Origin of the sequence: Ornithinimicrobium kibberense, from assembly GCF_006519705.1 — a bacterium.
Classification (GTDB): Bacteria; Actinomycetota; Actinomycetes; order Actinomycetales; family Dermatophilaceae; genus Ornithinicoccus; species Ornithinicoccus kibberensis.
On record NZ_VFXM01000001.1, the window covers coordinates 242624 to 258743 of the forward strand.

Genomic DNA, 16120 nt, shown 5'->3' on the forward strand with positions numbered 1-16120 from the left:
CGGCCCGGGGCGGGCGGGACCGCGTGCCCGTCAGCCGCCGGCCATCACCCGGCTGCGCCCGCGGAACTCCGCCAGCACCGCACCGTCGGACTGCCGGACCACCGTGACGTCGGTGATCCCGCTGCGGCCGTAGGTGACCCGTTCCCGAGCCTCCGCGACGAGGACGTCCTCGAGGCGCCCCGCGGCCACGTAGGTGATGTCGCAACCGGCCGCGACCGTGGGCCTGCCGGTCGCGTTGCAGGCGAGGGCGAAGGTCGAGTCGGCCAGGGCGAAGACGTAGCCGCCGTGGGCGATGTCGTGCCCGTTGACCATGGTCTCCCTGATCCGCATCCGCGCCCGGGCACGGCCCAGGGGTATGCCGTCGCGCACCTCCACCCCGACGTCCAGCAGCTCGATGCCCAGGTGGGCCGAGGCCCGGTCCTGGGCCCACATCCGCCGGACGTGGGCCAGGTCGGGCGGGGCCGAGGGGTCGGTGCCGGGGGTCTCCCCGGGTGCGCCGGTGCTCACAGGGCCTCGCTCGGCCGGTAGCGGCCGCCCGGGTAGACCAGGTCGAGCTCGGCGAGGGTCTCCCGGACCCGGTCCGCGCCCAGCTCGGCCAGCCAGCCGAAGGGCCCCTTCGGGTAGTTGGTGCCCAGCCGCATGGCGGTGTCGACGTCCTCGGCCGAGGCCTCCCCGCGGTGGACCAGGTCGACCCCCTCGTTGACGAGCATCGCCAGCGTCCGGGCGACGGGGTCGGTGACCACGGGCCCGCCGACGAGCCGGCCGGCCAGCTCCTCGTCGGGGTCGGCGTCCACGGCCCGGCCGTCCTCGTAGGTGAACACGCCGCGGCCGGTCTTGCGGCCCAGACGGCCGTCCCGCACGAGGGCGCGCTGGTAGTCGGTGGGTGCGTAGCGGGGGTCCTCGTCCGTCTGGTGCCACACGGACTCCCCGACGGCGAGGTTGACGTCCTGGCCGATGAGGTCGGTCAGCTCCATCGGCCCCATCCGGAAGCCGGCCCGCCGCAGGGCCAGGTCGACGGTGGCCGCGTCGACCAGCCCCTCCTCCACCATCCGCTGGGCCTCCCCGTAGAACGGCCGGGCGACCCGGTTGACGATGAACCCGGGGGTCGAGGCGCACAGCACCGGGGTCTTGCCCCAACGCCGCACCAGCTCGGCGGCGGCCTGGAGCACCGCGGGGTCGGACCGCACGCCACGGACCACCTCGACGAGGCGCATGACCGGCGGGGGGTTGAAGAAGTGCAGCCCCAGCACCCGCCCGGGGTGCTGCAGCGCGGGCGACCGGCCGCCGTGCAGGGCGGCGTCGTGGCCGGTGGTGGCCTCGCGGACGATGGCGTCGATCGACAGGCTGGAGGTGTTGGTGGCCAGCACCGTGCCCGGCGACTGGGACTGCTCGAGCTGGCGGAAGATGACGCGCTTGACGTCGAGGTGCTCGACGACGGCCTCGACGACGAGGGCGACCGCCGGGACGGTCGTCATGTCGGAGGTGGTCAGCGGGGTGATCTGCCCCAGCAGCGCGTCGACGTCCCCCTGCCCGGTGCGGCCCTTGGCCACCTGCCGGGCCAGGCCGTCACGGATGCGGTCGACGGCCTTCGCGGCGGCTCCCTCCTGGGCGTCGACGAGGTGCACGGGGTGCCCGGCCGCAGCGGCGACCTGGGCGATGCCGGCCCCCATGGCGCCGGCACCGAGAACGGCCACCGGGGTCCGGGCGGGGTCGGCGAGCAGGGGGTGGTCCTCGTGGTGCGACGTCGTCATGCGCCCACTGTGGCACGCCGCCCGGGCCTCAGCCGCGCAGCACCTTCTCCATCGCCTTGCCCCGGGCCAGCTCGTCGACGAGCTTGTCCAGGTAGCGGATCTTCTGCATGAGGGGGTCCTCGACGTCCTCCACCCGGACGCCGCAGACGACCCCGGTGACCTGGTCCACCCGCGGGTTGAGCTCGGCGGCGGCGAAGAAGTCCTCGAACGTGGTGCCGGCGTCCAGGTGGCGCTGGAGGGCCGCCTCGTCGAACCCGGTCAGCCACTCGACGACCTGGTCCAGCTCGGCCTTCGTGCGGCCCTTGCGCTCCACCTTGGCGACGTAGTGCGGGTAGACGGAGGCGAAGCTGGTGGTGAAGATCCGGTGCATCCACCGAGCGTAGTGCGGGCCCGGGGCCGCACGGCATACCCTGCCCTGAGCCGCCCCGACGAAGAGGTGAGGTATGACGCTGCCGACGATCGACCCCCGACCGGACCTGCACGACGAGGCCGAGACCTGGTCGGTGGACCAGCTGCGCGCCGCGCAGCTGGAGCGGCTGCAGGGCTGCGTGCGGCGGGCGTACGAGGGGGTGCCGCACTACCGGCGGCAGCTGGAGGAGCGCGGCGTCCACCCCGACGACGTCCGCAGCCTCGAGGACGTCCGGCTGCTGCCCTTCACGACCAAGGCGGACCTGCGGGACAACTATCCGTTCGGGATGCTGGCGGTCCCCCGCGAGCAGTGCGTGCGGCTGCACGCCAGCTCAGGGACCACCGGGCGGCCCACGGTCGTGGGCTACACGCGGCAGGACATCGACACCTGGGCCGGGCTCGTGGCGAGGTCGCTGCGCGCCGCCGGGGTGCGCCCGGGCCACCTGGTCCACGTGGCCTACGGCTACGGGCTGTTCACCGGCGGGCTGGGCGCCCACTACGGCGCCGAGCGGCTCGGGTGCACCGTCGTGCCGATGAGCGGCGGGCAGACCGAGAAGCAGATCCAGCTGATCCGCGACTTCCGGCCCGACGTCATCATGGTCACGCCGTCCTACTTCCTGGCCCTCATCGACCACGTCAAGGAGCTGGGGCTCGACCCCGCCGAGACGTCGCTGCAGATCGGCGTCTTCGGCGCCGAGCCGTGGACCGAGGCGATGCGCGCCGAGATCGAGCAGACCTGCGGTATGCACGCGACCGACATCTTCGGGCTCTCGGAGATGATGGGCCCCGGCGTGGCGCAGGAGTGCGTCGAGACCAAGGACGGCCTCACGCTGTGGGAGGACCACTTCTACCCCGAGGTCGTCGACCCGCTGACCGACGAGCCGGTGCCCGACGGGGAGGAGGGCGAGCTGGTGCTCACCGCGCTGACCCGGGAGGCGATGCCGGTGCTGCGCTACCGCACCCGCGACCTGACCCGGCTGCTGCCCGGCACGGCCCGGCCGTCCATGCGGCGGATGGCCAAGATCACCGGACGCAGCGACGACCTGATGATCGTGCGCGGCGTCAACGTCTTCCCCACCCAGATCGAGGAGCTGGTGCTGGCCACCGAGGGGCTGACGCCCCACTTCCAGTGCGTGCTCTCCCGACCGGGCCGGATGGACCAGCTGACGGTCAACGTCGAGGGCGCCCCGGGGCTGGACGAGGCGCGTCGGGCCTCGATCGCGCGCGAGCTGGGCCACCAGATCAAGTCGCGGATCGGCACCAGCGCCCAGGTGGTCGTGCTGGCCGAGGGCGGCATCGAGCGGTCGGTCGGCAAGGCGCGCCGGATCGTGGACCTGCGGGAGAAGGGCTGACCCGCGGCCGCTGCGTCGGTCGCTGCAACTAGGGTTCGGCCCATGACGACGTGGTGGGGGTGGGCGATCCGGCGCGCCCGCGCGTCCACCGGGCTGCTGCTGACCCTGCTCGTGCTCGTCACCGCCACCACCGCGATCCTCGCCGGCACGGTCGGCTACTCCGGGGCCGCCGCGACGACCGCCGCCCGGGCCTCGCTGACAGGGGCCGTGCCGCAGGAGGCGGGGATCCGGGTGCAGACCCGGCAGGCGCAGGACCCACAGGCCCAGGACGCCGCGGCCCGACGCCTGGTCGACGAGGCGTTCTCCCCCGCACCGGTCAGCGTCCAGCGCACGGTGGTCAGTGAGCCCCGGCCGGTCCGGCTCGGGGAGGACGGCCTGGAGGGAAGGCTCGTCGTCCTCGCCAGCGTCTCGCTCACCCCGGAGGACCCCGAGGTGGCGGAGCGGGTCGAGGTGGTCGAGGGCACCTGGCCCTCCCCCGGCGCCGAGCCGGTCCAGGGCATGCTGCACGCCGCGGCGGCCGAGACCTGGGGCGTGCGGGTCGGGGACACCCTCGTCGTCGGCGGCGCCGACGTCGAGGTGACCGGCCTCTGGCGCCCGGTCGCCGCCGACGACGCCTTCTGGTTCGGCGACCCGCTCGTGGCGGCCGGTCGGGACGGCACCGACCGCGGCCCGCTGGTCGTGCCGCCGGACGGCGTGGTCCGCGTCGTGGACGCCCCCTTCGTCCGGTGGACCGTCCAGCCTGACGCCACCAGGATCCAGCCGGACGACCTGGCCCACCTCGCCTCCGCGGCGGGCAGCCTGCGGTCGTCGATGAAGACGCCGGAGGTGGACGTCCGCGGCGTGACCGTCGACGGCGACCTGGCCCCCACCGCCGGGACGGCCGCGACCAACCTGGCCACGGCCCGCGCACTGGGGGTGGTCCCGCTCTCGGTGCTCGTCCTCGTGACGATGCTGTCCGTGGTCCAGCTGGCCCGCCTCCTGGCGACCACCCGGGAGACGCAGCACCAGCTGCTGCTGGCCCGGGGCGCCACCGGCGCCCAGGTGCTGGGCAGCACGGTGGCGGAGTCCGCCGTCGTCGCGCTGGCCGGCACCGCCCTCGGCGGCGGGACGGCCTGGGCCGTCCTGCAGGCCGTCCCCGCCGGGGACGGCCAGTGGCCCACGGTGGTGCGGGTCGCGCTGCTCACCGGCGCCGCGGTCCTCGCCGTCCTCGTCGCCGTCGCAGGGTTCCAGGTGCGCCGGCTCACCGCTGGGGGCCGGGCCGACGTGTCTGGGCGCACCCGCGCCGCGACGGCGCTGGCCACCGTGGTGCTGGTCCTCGGCGGGGCGGGCGTGGCCTGGTGGCAGCTGCGACGGCACGGCTCGCCGCTGGTGACCCGGGAGGACGGCTCGCTGGGCACCGACCTGGTCGCGGGCGCGGCGCCCGCGCTGCTCCTGGCCGCCGCGGCCGTCGTGGCGATGGCCCTGCTGGGCCCGGCCGGGCGCCTGGTCGAGGCGCTCACCCGGCCGGGCCGGGGCGCCACCGGCCACCTGGCCGCGGCCCAGGTCTCCCGCCGGCTGCCGGTCTACGCCGTGCCCGCGGTCCTGACCGTCCTCGCGGTCGGGGCGACCACCCTGTCCGGCCTCTACGCCGGCACCTCGGCCCAGCTGCGGGACGACCTGCGCTCGGTGGCCCAGGGCGCCCCCGTCCGGGTCGTGCCGGAGGAGCCCCCGGCCACCGTGGAGCCGGGCGTGGTGGCCCCTCCCCCGCCGTCCCTGCGCGGCGCACCCGGCGTCGTGCGGTCCACGCCCGTGTGGCTCGACGAGGGTGCCCGGCTGGGCGACGCGCAGGTGGCGCTCACCGTCTCCCCCGTCGTCGACCTCGCGGCCGTGGCGACCGGACCCGGGCTGGCCGGCACGTCGACGCGCGCCGACGGACAGGCCGGGGACGACGCGACGGGCGCCACCACCCACCCGCTCGTGCCGGTCGAGGCCCTCACGACGGACGGGCCGACCGCGGACGGGGTTCCCCTCCCCGGTGGCGCGACCACCCTCGAGGCGGCCCTGACAGTCGAGCTCACCGTCGAGGACGAGTTCCTGCACACCCTCCAGGAGCGGTACGAGCAGGACGTGCAGAACTACGTCGACGGGGCCCACGGCGGCGAACCGCTCCCCGAGGACGAGGCCCGCTCCATGGCCCGGCAGGTGGTCGACGAGCAGCTCCGGGCCGCCGCCGACGACCGGACGGTGCCCTGGACGGTGTCGCTGACCCTCCTCGACCCCACCACCGGGACGCTGGACGTCGTGGACGGACCCACGGTTCCCGTCGACAGGCCGGTGGTCACGCCGCAGGAGGGCCGCGCCTACACCGAGGCCGAGGTCGAGCCCGGTGGTGGCACCGGCACGGTGACCTTCACCCTCCCGGAGGGCAGCACCCAGGTGCTCCTGGACGTCCGGATCGAGGCGCCCCTCACGCCGGGGGACCGGTGGGAGCCGGTGCCGGCGGAGGTCGCCGCCCGTCTGTCCCTGTCCACCGGTGACGGCGACCCCGTGCTCGGCCCGGCCACCGAGGGCTGGGGTGCCGAGCAGCTGGCCCCGCCGGACGTGACGCAGGCCGCGCAGGAGGACGCCGACCGGCTCGCCGCCGAGGCGGAGTCCGAGGGCCGCGACCTCGTGGAGACGCGGGTGGACCCGGCCACCGGCGCCGTCTGGGTCCTCGACGACGCGGTCTTCGTGCCCGCGTCCCTCGACACGTCGGGGGAGACCTGGACGCTGCACGGGGTGGCCCGCAGCAACTGGCCCGAGCAGACGGTCGTCGTGGGCCCCGGCCGCAGCTACCGCCCTCCCCCGGCCGAGGGTCCGTTCGCCCCGCCGGACCCGGCCGCCAGCCCCGACGTCACCGTCGAACCGGTCCCGGTCGCCCTCACCCCCGAGGCCGCCCGCGCCGCCAACCTCGAGGTCGGCGACGAGGCCCTGGTGGAGGCCTTCGGGACCGACGTACCGGTCACGGTCACCACCCTGGTGCCGGCGGTCCCCGGCACCCTCGCACCCCGGGCCGCCCTGCTCGACCGGGACGGCCTGCTCCGCGCACTGGCCGCCGACGACCGCGGGCTGCCGTTCCCCACGCAGCTGTGGGCCGCGACCGTCCCCGGTCAGGAGGCGACCGTCGTCGAGACGCTCGCCGGCCGGGACGACGTGGTCTCCGTCACCGGGCCCGCCTCCGGGGCAGCCCTGGTCACCGACGCGACCGGCGCCGCCCGCCGGGTCTTCTGGGTGGCCTCGGCCGGGGCGGTCCTGCTGGCGGCCACCGGCATCGGCGCAGTCGCGGCGACCCTGCTCGCGTCTCGCCGTCCCGAGGTGGCGGTGCTGCGGGCGCTCGGCATGCCGCCCGTCGCCCAGGCCCGCTCCCGGACGCTCGAGCTCGGCGGCATCGTGGCCGCCGCGGTCGCCCTCGGCCTGGTCGCGGGCCTGCTCGTCGCCCGGGCCGTGGTGCCCGAGCTGGCCCGGTCCACGACCGCCGTCGACCAGGTGACGCTGGCGGCCCCCCTGCACCTGGAGGCCGTCCCGTGGGTAGTCATCCTGCTCACCGGCGCGATCGCCGTCGCCGCCGTGGTGCTCGCCCAGGCGACCCGGGTGCGCCGGCAGGCCCTGGAAACCGACTACCGGGAGGAAATCCGGTGAGCGGACGTCACCGCGGGGCGCGACGGCATACCGGAGCAGGTATGGCGTGGCGGCAGTTCGCCGCGGACCCGTGGGTCTCCGTGGGGCTGGCCCTGCTGGTGGCGGTGGTCTCCGTGCTCCTCACCGCGGTGCCGCGCGCCCTGCAGGACGTCAACGACCGTCAGCTCGCCCAGGACGTCGGCGGCCTGTCCGCCCTGCAGCGGGACGTCACCGGCCGGTGGAGCACCACGGTCGAGGTGCCGGCACCGCCGGGGGTCGACCCGTGGGTCCCCTTCGAGGAGGGGGCGGCGAAGGTCCGGGCCGGCCAGCCCGAGCCGCTGCGGTCGCTGCTGCAGGAGGCGCAGATGTACGCCCGCGCCACCACCGCGGTGGAGCACGTCCCGGACGAGGACAGCGGCTACTACGGCGCGGAGGTCGCGGTCCACGCGGACCCGCACCTGGCCGAGCACGTGGAGATCGTCGACGGCACGCTGCCCGGCCCGTGGGGCGGGCCTGAGGCCGACGCGTCCGGGGAGGCCGGGGCGGAGGGTGGACGGGTCGTGGGTCCGGACGGGGCGCCCGGCGAGGGGGACGCCGGCGACGGCGTCCCGGTGGTCGTGCTCGAGGAGGCCGCCGAGGAGCTGCTGTGGGAGGTCGGTGACCGGGTCGGCCCGCTGGTGGTCGCCGGGACCTACCGGCCGCTGGAGCCGGACGACCCGCGGTGGCAGCACGTCGACAACGGCGTCCGGATGGGGGTGCTCTTCGACCCCAACCGTGGGCAGGCCGCGCTGGTGACCGCGTTCGTGGACCCCGGCAGCCGCGGCTACCTGGGCCAGCCCACCGCGGTCCGGCACGAGCTGTGGTTCCCCGTCGACCCGGACGCGGCGTCCGGGACGGGCGTCGACGTGGGTCTGGTCCGCCGACAGCTGACCGGGATGCTCGCCCAGCAGCACACGCTCGTGGAGTCCGGCGACCCCGCGCTCGGACCGATCGAGGCCGACCAGACACCGGCGTTCGCCACCGAGCTGACCGACACCCTCGACCAGGTGGTCCGCCAGCAGCGGGCGACGTCCTCGCTCCTGGCGGTGGTCGCCGCCGGGCCCCTCGGGGTCGCGCTGGCCGTGGTCGGGCTCGCCGCCCGGCTGGTGGTCCAGCGACGCCGCCCGTCGGTGGCTCTCGTGCTGGCCCGGGGCGCCAGCCCCCGCCAGCTGCGCCGGCTGGCGGTCGTCGAGGGCCTGGCCGTCGGGGTGCCGGCGGCCGTGCTCGGCCACGTCCTGGCCCGGGTGCTCCTGCCCGGGGGTGCGGGCTGGCAGGAGTGGCTCGTCACGGCGGCGGTGGCGGCCGCCCCGGCGGTCGCGCTGGCCGCGTCCGTCGACGACGCCTCCCTCCTGCAGACGCGGCGCGACCTCTCGCGCCGCAGCAGCTCGCGGTGGCGGTGGGTCGTGGAGGCCGCCGTCGTCGCCCTGGCCGGGCTGGCCACCTGGCGGCTGCTGGACCGCGGCTCGCGGGGTGACGACCCGGGGACCTCCGGCGTCGACCTGCTCGCGGCCGCCACCCCGGTGCTGCTGGCGCTGGCCGCCTGCGTCGTGGCGCTGCGGCTCTACCCGGTCCCGCTGGCGGCCCTGACGCGGGTGCTGCGCGGCCGCCGGAGCCTGACCCCCTTCCTCGGCGCGGCCCGCGCCCTGCGCGACCCCGCCGGAGGGTTGGTCCCGACCCTGGCCGTCGTCCTGGGGACCACCATCGCCCTGGTCAGCGCGGTGCTGCTGACGACGGTGACGCGCGGGGCCGAGGCCGCCGCCTGGCAGGCCAACGGGGCCGCCGTCCGCGTCAACGGCCCGGTGCTGACCGACGAGCTCGTCGGGCAGCTGGCCGGGCTCGACGGGGTGGCGGCGGTCGCCCGGGTCGCCGACATCGGCACCACCCAGGAGCTCTTCGTCGACGGGGAGCGCACGCCCCTGCGGATCCTCGTCGCGGACCCCGCCCTGGAGCAGGTGCTCGGTGCCGGCTCACCCGCCCCCGGTCCGCCGCCGCAGCTGTATGCCGACGAGGGCGCCATCCCCCTCGTCACCGGGGGCGACGCGCCCGCGCAGGTGGGCCCGGCCACCCTCGGGGGCGCGGACGGGCAGGTCCAGGTCGTCGGGCACCTGGCCGAGCTGCCCGGCGTGCAGACCCCCGGCAGCTGGGCGCTCATGGACGCCGACCGCTGGGCCGAGCTCGGGCGCCGGCTGCCCACGGCCCGGTCGGCGCTGGTCTCGACCACCGAGGGGGCGGACCCCGGCGCGGTCGCGGACGCGGTGCAGGACCTGGTCGGGACCGGCGTCGTGACGACGGTGCAGGAGGAGCTGGACTCCTTCACCTCGGCCCCCGTGACGACCGGGCTCACCCGCGCCTTCGTCGGCGCCACCGTGCTGACCGGGCTGCTCACCGTGCTCGCCGTCGTCGTGGTCCAGCTCATGGGGACCGCGGCGCGCTCCCGGCTGCTGGCCGTCCTGCGCACCCTGGGCCTGCGTCCCGGGCAGACCCGGGCGCTGGCCGCGTGGGAGCTGGGCCCGGTGCTGGCCACCTCGCTCGTCGTCGGCGCCGTCCTCGGCCTGGTCGTGCCCTGGGTGCTGGTCCGCGCCGTCGACCTCACCGGGCTGACCGGGGGCCGGTCGCAGCCGCCCCTGGCCGTCGACCCGCTCGTCGTCGGCGCCGTGCTGGCCGCCGTCGCCCTGACCGTCCTGACCGCCGTCACCGTCAGCGCCTGGCTCGCCGGGCGCACCAACCTCGCGCAGGCCCTGCGCGTCGGGGAGGACTCATGAACACCACGACCGCACGCCCCGACATCTGGTGCGAGGACCTCGTGCGCATCTACTCCACCGAGGGCGTGGAGGTGCAGGCCCTGCAGGGGCTGAACCTCGTCGTCGACCCCGGTGACGTCGTCGCCCTCGTCGGGGCCTCCGGGTCGGGCAAGTCGACCCTGCTCAACATCCTCTCGGGGCTGGACCGGCCCACCGGCGGGCGCGCCCGGGTCGCCGGGGTCGACCTGATGGCGATGAGCCGGGCCCAGCGGGTGGACTACCAGCGCTCCGTCGTCGGCTTCGTGTGGCAGCAGACCTCGCGCAACCTGCTGCCCTTCCTCACCGCCGCGGACAACGTGGCCCTGCCCATGGTCATCAGCGGCCGCGGCGGGCGCGGCGCCCGGGCCGCCGAGCTGCTGGACCTGCTCGGCGTGGCCGACTGCGCGGACCGGCGCCCGGCCCAGCTCTCGGGCGGCCAGCAGCAGCGGGTCGCGATCGCCACCGCCCTGGCCAACGCGCCCTCGGTGCTGCTCGCCGACGAGCCGACCGGCGAGCTGGACGACGCCGCCTCCGAGCAGGTGCTGGGGGCGATGCGCTCGGCGGCCGAGGAGCTGGGCACCACGGTGCTGGTCGTCACCCACGACCCGACGGTCTCCGACCACGTCCGGCGCACGGTCCAGATCCGGGACGGCCGCACCTCCACCGAGGTGCTGCGCCAGACGGTCGTCGACGCCGACGGCGTCGAGCGGACGGTGGCCCGGGAGTACACCGTCATCGACCGGGCCGGCCGCATCCAGCTGCCCCGGGCCCACGTCGACGAGCTCGGTCTGCGGGACCGGGTGCGGATCGAGAAGGAGAGCAGCCACGTGCAGGTCTGGCCCGACGACGAGACGCACGGCACCGGGGACGACGCGCTCGGGGCCGACGAGGAGCCGCCCGGCACCGACGGGGAGGAGCGGCGATGAGGGACGGCGGCGGCTCCGTGGTCCTCTCGGCGAGGGACCTGCACCGCACCTTCGGCTCCGGGCCGACGCAGGTGCACGCGCTGGCCGGGGTCGACCTCGACGTGCCGGCCGGCCGGCTCACCGTCGTGCGCGGCCCGTCCGGCTCGGGCAAGACGACGCTGCTCAACCTCCTCGGCGGGCTGGACCGGCCCAGCAACGGGCAGGTCGTCCTCGACGACGGCCGGGTGCTGTCCGAGCTGCCGGAGAAGGAGGTCCTGGCGGTCCGTCGCGAGCGGATCGGCTACGTCTTCCAGAGCTTCGGCCTGGTGCCGGTGCTCTCCGCCGAGGAGAACGTCGAGGTGCCCCTGCGCCTGCGCGCGGTGCCCGCCGGCGAGCGCTCGGCCCGGGTCGCCGAGGCCCTCGAGATGGTCGGGCTGGCCAGGCACGCCAGGCAGCGGCCCTACGAGCTCTCCGGCGGGCAGCAGCAGCGGGTCGGGATCGCCCGGGCGCTCGTCGGCGCCCCCGACATCCTCGTGGCCGACGAGCCGACGGGCCAGCTGGACTCAGACACCGCCGCGACGATCATGGACCTGCTCGTCGAGCTCACCCACGCCCGCGGCATCGCCAGCGTGGTCTCCACCCACGACGCCGCCCTCATGGAACGGGCCGACCAGGTCGTGGACCTGCACGACGGCCGCCGGACCGACGGCCGGCCGGCCGGGGACGGCGGGCGGGCAGGGCGCGAGGGTGGCACCATCGGAGGATGAGCACCGACGACCCCGGCGACCTGCAGCCGCTTCCCTCCGACGAGCGCCCGACGGCCCCGGTCCCGCCCGGGGTGCACGAGGACGGGCTGCCCACGCCCTCGGACTTCCCGACCACACGGGTGCGGCCGGGCTACGACACCGACCAGGTGGACGCCCTCATCGGGGACGTCTTCGACGCGGTGCGGGCCGGTGCGCAGGCCCCCGTCATCGCCGAGGCCCGGTTCCGCGGGACCGGCGGGCTGCGCAGGGGCTACGACGAGCGGTCGGTCGACGAGTACCTCGACGCGCTCGCCGAGGCGGTCGGCCAGCAGGCCACCCCGGAGCCCGGGTCCGAACACCGCCACCTGGGCGACGAACGACCCGGGGACGACGCACCCGCATAGGGTGGCCCCATGCGCGTCCTGGTCACCGGCGGAGCCGGCTACATCGGCTCCCACACGGTCCTGCACCTGCTCTCGGCGGGCCACGACGTGGTCGTCGTGGACGACTTCTCCAACGCGCGCCCGGCCGTCGTCGACCGGCTCGCCGAGCTGGCCGGCCGCCCCGTGGAGGTGCACCGGCTCGACGTGACCGACGAGCGGGAGCTGGACCGGCTCGTCGACGGGGCCGGCTTCGAGGCGGTCGTGCACTTCGCCGCCTTCAAGGCGGTCGGCGAGTCCGTGGCGCGGCCGCTGGACTACTACCGCAACAACCTCGGGGCCACGATCGCCGTGGCCGCGGCGATGGTGCGCCACGGCATACCCCACCTGGTGTTCTCCTCCTCGGCCACCGTCTACGGCGCGGAGGCGCCCGTGCCGATGACCGAGGACCTGCCGACGTCGGCGACCAACCCCTACGGGTGGACCAAGGTGATGAACGAGCAGATCCTCCGGGACGCCGTCGCCGCCCACCCCGGGCTGCGGGTGGCCCTGCTGCGCTACTTCAACCCGGTCGGGGCCCATCCCTCGGGACGGATCGGCGAGGACCCCGCCGACGTGCCGAACAACCTCATGCCCTACGTCGCGCAGGTCGCGGTGGGCCGGCGCGGGCGGCTGTCCGTCTTCGGCGACGACTACGACACGGTGGACGGGACGGGGGTGCGCGACTACATCCACGTCGAGGACCTGGCCGCCGGGCACGTCGCCGCGCTCGAGCGCATCGCCGCCCACGACCGGCCGCTGTCGGTGTGGAACCTGGGCACCGGCCACGGCACCTCGGTGCTGGAGCTGGTCCGCGCGTTCGAGGAGGCCAGCGGCCGGCCGGTCCCCTACGAGGTCGTCGCCCGGCGCCCGGGGGACGTCGCCTCCTCCTACGCCGACCCGTCGCTGGCCGAGCGGGAGCTGGGGTGGCGGGCGACGCGCACGGTCGCCGACATGTGCGCCGACACCTGGCGGTGGCAGCAGGCCAACCCGGAGGGCTACCCGCAGGAGCCGGCCTGAACTGGGCCGGCAGCGACAACTCGTCGTAGACTTGCCCCCATGCCCCGCAACGCAGCCCTCGGAGATCTGGAGCGAGTCGTCATGGACACGCTGTGGACCCACGGCCCCCAGCTCACCGTCCGCGACGTCATGGACCGCATGGAGGGGACCAAGGAGCTGGCCTACACGACGATCATGACCGTCCTGGACCGGCTCGCCAAGAAGGGCCTGGCGCAGCGCACCCGGGACGGTCGCGCCTGGCGCTACACCGCCGCCTCCACCCGTGAGGCGCTGGCCGCCACCGCCCTGCGCTCGACCCTCGAGAACGTCCAGGCCGACCGCAGGCTGGCGATGATGCACTTCCTCGACGACGCCTCGCCGGCCGAGCTGGACGACCTGCGGGCCGCTCTCGCCGAGGTCGAGCGCCGCCACACCTGACGTCGTGACGGGGGTCGTCCTCACCTCGGCGCTGATCGTCGGCGCGCTCCTGCTCACCCTCGTGGCCCCCCACCTGCTGGCCGGGCGCACGGGGCTGCGCGCCGCTCCCGGCCCGGCCCTGCTGCTCTGGCAGGCGGTCAGCCTGGCCGGGGTCGCCAGCGCGCTGCTGGCCGCCCCCGTCGCCGCGCTCGTCCTGCCCACCGACCGGCCCTGGCTGCTGACCGCGGCCGTCGCCCTCTCCGGCCTCATGCTCGCCCGGCTGCTCTGGTCGGGCCACCGCGTCGGCACCGACCTGCGCCGCCGCCGGGCACGCCACCGCGAGCTCGTCGACCTCGTCGGCGAGCGCCTCGCCGACGAGCCGGGGGCCCCGGACCGGCCCGACCGGGCCGACCGCCCGGCGAGCGACCACCCGGTCGCCGTCATCGCGCACGCCAGCCCGACGGCCTACTGCCTGCCCGGCCGGCACGACCGGATCGTGCTGAGCAGCGCCGCGGTCGACCGGCTCGACGAGGACCAGCTGGGCGCGGTGCTCTCCCACGAGCACGCCCACCTGACCCAGCGGCACGACCTGCTCCTGGAGCTGTTCACCGTGCTGCACGAGGCCGTGCCCGCCCGGATCCGCGCCGACCGGGCGCTCGGCGAGGTGCACCTGCTGGCCGAGATGCTGGCCGACCGGACCGCCGCCGCGCGCAGCGGCCCCACGACGTTGGCCCGTGCCCTCGTGGCGATGGCGGTGCCGACGGGGGACACCGCCGGGCGCGCGGGCGAGCCCCTCGGCGCCGGGGCGGGCACGGCATACCTCGTCGACCCGGGCCCGGCCGCCGGGTCCGGGCAGGTCGCGGTCCGGGTGCGGGCCTTGGCGGCCCCTCCCCGGCCGCGCGGCCTGCGCGCCGGCCTCGTCGTCACCTCGCTCGTGGTGGTGCTGCTGCCGCCGGTGCTGGCTGCCGTCGCGCTCCTCGGCTGAGCCGCCCGCAGGCACGCCGCGGCGACCGGCGCCCCTCACCCTGGCGTGTGAGCGACCCCACGGTGTCGGGTGCGTCACAGTTCCTCTAAATTGCCGGTCGGTGCCCCGGCGGCGGAGTAGCGTACGACCATAGGTAGTACGCGCCCGCACCCACGGCGGGCCGTCCGCACGCCGCGCCCCGGGGGGCGCCGGTCCGTCAGGAAGAGCTCATGGACGCACTGGACCTTGCACGGTGGCAGTTCGGGATCACCACCGTCTACCACTTCTTCTTCGTGCCGATCACGATCGGGCTGAGCCTGCTCGTGGCGATCATGCAGACGCAGTGGATGCGCACCCGCAACCCGCAGTGGCTGCGGCTGACCAAGTTCTTCGGCAAGCTGTTCACGATCAACTTCGCGCTGGGCCTGGTCACCGGCATCGTCCAGGAGTTCCAGTTCGGAATGAACTGGTCGGACTACTCCCGCTTCGTCGGCGACATCTTCGGGGCACCGCTGGCGATCGAGGCGCTGCTGGCGTTCTTCCTCGAGTCGACCTTCCTGGGCCTGTGGATCTTCGGCTGGGGCCGGATCCCGGAGAAGCTGCACGCCTCGTTCATGTGGCTGGTGCACGTCGGGACCGTGCTGTCGGCCTACTTCATCCTCGCGGCCAACTCGTTCATGCAGAACCCGGTCGGCTACTGGATCAACCCCGACACCGGCCGCGCCGAGCTGACCGACTTCCTGGCCGTGATGACCAACCCGGTGCAGCTGGTGACCTTCCCGCACGTGGTCGCCGCGGCCTACATGACCGGCGCCGCGTTCGTCCTGGCCTTCGCGCTGTGGCACCTGTGGCGCCGCCAGACCCCCGGCGGCGACCTGCCGATGTACCGCAAGGCCGCACGTCTGGGTGCCTGGGCCCTGCTGATCGCCGGCGTCGCCGTCGTCGGCACCGGCGACGTCCAGGGCAAGATCATGACCGAGGTGCAGCCGATGAAGATGGCCGCCGCCGAGGGCCTCTACGAGGACGTCCCCGAGGGCGAGGGCGCACCCTTCTCGATCATCACCGTCGGCACGCTCGACGGGACCGAGGAGGTCTGGGCGGTCACCGTGCCCAAGCTGCTGTCCTACCTGGCCACCGGGTCGCTGGAGGGCGCGGTCGAGGGCATCGACCACATCCAGGAGCGCTACGAGCAGACCTACGCCGGCAGCGAGCTGACCGAGGTCGAGGACTACCGCCCGCTCATCCCGGTGACCTACTGGTCCTTCCGGCTGATGATGGGCCTGGGCTTCGCCGGGATGGCGGTCGGCGCCGCGGTGCTGTGGCGGCTGCGCGGCCGCGACGGCGAGGAGGACCGGCTGACCTCCCGCTGGTGGGGCTGGGCCGGGGCGCTGGTGCTCTTCATGCCGCTGCTGGCCAACAGCTTCGGCTGGATCTTCACCGAGATGGGCCGTCAGCCGTGGCTGGTCATGGGCCTGATGACCACCCAGACCGGCGTCTCCCCCGGCACCACGACAGGGGAGGTGCTCACCTCGATGGTCGTCTTCACCCTGCTCTACGGCGCGCTGGCGGTCGTGGAGGTCGCCCTGATCCTGCGCTACGGCCGGGCCGGCGCCGAGGAGGTCCCCGAGGACGCGTCCTACGACCCGCAGGACCGCTCCGACGACGACGCCTACGTCTTCTCCTACTGAGCACACGGCATACCAA

The 16120-nt window shown here is 75.4% G+C and carries 13 protein-coding genes; 10 read left to right on the top strand and 3 right to left on the bottom strand.

What is annotated here, in order from left to right; genetic code table 11:
* Positions 1–30 precede the first annotated feature (30 nt).
* From paaI to FJR00_RS01165, 3 genes are read right to left on the bottom strand one after another with little or no spacing between them, the layout of a single operon-like run.
* Positions 31–507, bottom strand: a complete 477-nt coding sequence (gene paaI, locus FJR00_RS01155) for a hydroxyphenylacetyl-CoA thioesterase PaaI (RefSeq protein ID WP_238330230.1) — start codon at positions 505–507, stop codon at positions 31–33.
* Positions 504–1751, bottom strand: coding sequence for a 3-hydroxyacyl-CoA dehydrogenase NAD-binding domain-containing protein (locus FJR00_RS01160; RefSeq protein WP_141337081.1), 1248 nt, complete (start codon positions 1749–1751; stop codon positions 504–506). The genes paaI and FJR00_RS01160 overlap by 4 nt, the downstream gene beginning before the upstream one ends.
* A gap of 28 nt (positions 1752–1779) precedes the next feature.
* Entirely contained in the window at positions 1780–2121 is a 342-nt protein-coding gene (locus tag FJR00_RS01165) for a DUF2200 domain-containing protein (RefSeq protein ID WP_141337082.1), read from the bottom strand.
* A 73-nt stretch (positions 2122–2194) separates the two neighbouring features.
* Between FJR00_RS01165 and paaK the strand changes: the two genes are divergently transcribed.
* The 10 genes from paaK to FJR00_RS01215 all read left to right on the top strand — a co-directional run bounded on the left by paaK (position 2195) and on the right by FJR00_RS01215 (position 16104).
* A complete protein-coding gene (gene paaK / locus FJR00_RS01170) occupies positions 2195–3511 on the top strand; it encodes a phenylacetate--CoA ligase PaaK (RefSeq protein ID WP_141337083.1) in 1317 nt (438 codons plus the stop codon).
* A gap of 42 nt (positions 3512–3553) precedes the next feature.
* Positions 3554–7168 carry an FtsX-like permease family protein gene (locus tag FJR00_RS01175; RefSeq protein ID WP_141337084.1) on the top strand — a complete coding sequence of 1205 codons (3615 nt, stop codon included), beginning with the start codon at positions 3554–3556 and terminating at the stop codon, positions 7166–7168.
* Positions 7165–9948 carry an ABC transporter permease gene (locus FJR00_RS16455; RefSeq protein ID WP_141337085.1) on the top strand — a complete coding sequence of 928 codons (2784 nt, stop codon included), beginning with the start codon at positions 7165–7167 and terminating at the stop codon, positions 9946–9948. Before FJR00_RS01175 ends, FJR00_RS16455 begins: the two co-directional genes overlap by 4 nt.
* Positions 9945–10892 carry an ABC transporter ATP-binding protein gene (locus FJR00_RS01185; protein ID WP_141337086.1) on the top strand — a complete coding sequence of 316 codons (948 nt, stop codon included), beginning with the start codon at positions 9945–9947 and terminating at the stop codon, positions 10890–10892. Before FJR00_RS16455 ends, FJR00_RS01185 begins: the two co-directional genes overlap by 4 nt.
* A complete protein-coding gene (locus tag FJR00_RS01190) occupies positions 10889–11638 on the top strand; it encodes an ABC transporter ATP-binding protein (RefSeq protein WP_141337087.1) in 750 nt (249 codons plus the stop codon). Before FJR00_RS01185 ends, FJR00_RS01190 begins: the two co-directional genes overlap by 4 nt.
* Positions 11635–12021, top strand: coding sequence for a DivIVA domain-containing protein (locus FJR00_RS01195; protein ID WP_141337088.1), 387 nt, complete (start codon positions 11635–11637; stop codon positions 12019–12021). The genes FJR00_RS01190 and FJR00_RS01195 overlap by 4 nt, the downstream gene beginning before the upstream one ends.
* A gap of 9 nt (positions 12022–12030) precedes the next feature.
* Positions 12031–13056, top strand: a complete 1026-nt coding sequence (galE, locus tag FJR00_RS01200; protein WP_141337089.1) for a UDP-glucose 4-epimerase GalE — start codon at positions 12031–12033, stop codon at positions 13054–13056.
* Positions 13057–13095: 39 nt separating this feature from the next.
* Positions 13096–13473: a BlaI/MecI/CopY family transcriptional regulator gene (locus tag FJR00_RS01205; protein ID WP_141337090.1), complete on the top strand. Its 378-nt coding sequence runs from the start codon at positions 13096–13098 to the stop codon at positions 13471–13473.
* A gap of 4 nt (positions 13474–13477) precedes the next feature.
* Positions 13478–14437, top strand: a complete 960-nt coding sequence (locus FJR00_RS16460; protein ID WP_141337091.1) for a M56 family metallopeptidase — start codon at positions 13478–13480, stop codon at positions 14435–14437.
* A 209-nt stretch (positions 14438–14646) separates the two neighbouring features.
* Entirely contained in the window at positions 14647–16104 is a 1458-nt protein-coding gene (locus FJR00_RS01215; protein ID WP_141337092.1) for a cytochrome ubiquinol oxidase subunit I, read from the top strand.
* The last annotated feature ends 16 nt before the right edge of the window (positions 16105–16120 follow it).

Bases quoted from the DNA above. Each gene is read 5' to 3' on its own strand.
- FJR00_RS01160 (WP_141337081.1), bottom strand. From the start codon at position 1,751: ATGACGACGTCGCACCACGAGGACCACCCCCTGCTCGCCGACCCCGCC.
- FJR00_RS01165 (WP_141337082.1), bottom strand. From the start codon at position 2,121: ATGCACCGGATCTTCACCACCAGCTTCGCCTCCGTCTACCCGCACTAC.
- paaK (WP_141337083.1), top strand. From the start codon at position 2,195: ATGACGCTGCCGACGATCGACCCCCGACCGGACCTGCACGACGAGGCC.
- FJR00_RS01175 (WP_141337084.1), top strand. From the start codon at position 3,554: ATGACGACGTGGTGGGGGTGGGCGATCCGGCGCGCCCGCGCGTCCACC.
- FJR00_RS01185 (WP_141337086.1), top strand. From the start codon at position 9,945: ATGAACACCACGACCGCACGCCCCGACATCTGGTGCGAGGACCTCGTG.
- FJR00_RS01190 (WP_141337087.1), top strand. From the start codon at position 10,889: ATGAGGGACGGCGGCGGCTCCGTGGTCCTCTCGGCGAGGGACCTGCAC.
- FJR00_RS01195 (WP_141337088.1), top strand. From the start codon at position 11,635: ATGAGCACCGACGACCCCGGCGACCTGCAGCCGCTTCCCTCCGACGAG.
- galE (WP_141337089.1), top strand. From the start codon at position 12,031: ATGCGCGTCCTGGTCACCGGCGGAGCCGGCTACATCGGCTCCCACACG.
- FJR00_RS01205 (WP_141337090.1), top strand. From the start codon at position 13,096: ATGCCCCGCAACGCAGCCCTCGGAGATCTGGAGCGAGTCGTCATGGAC.
- FJR00_RS01215 (WP_141337092.1), top strand. From the start codon at position 14,647: ATGGACGCACTGGACCTTGCACGGTGGCAGTTCGGGATCACCACCGTC.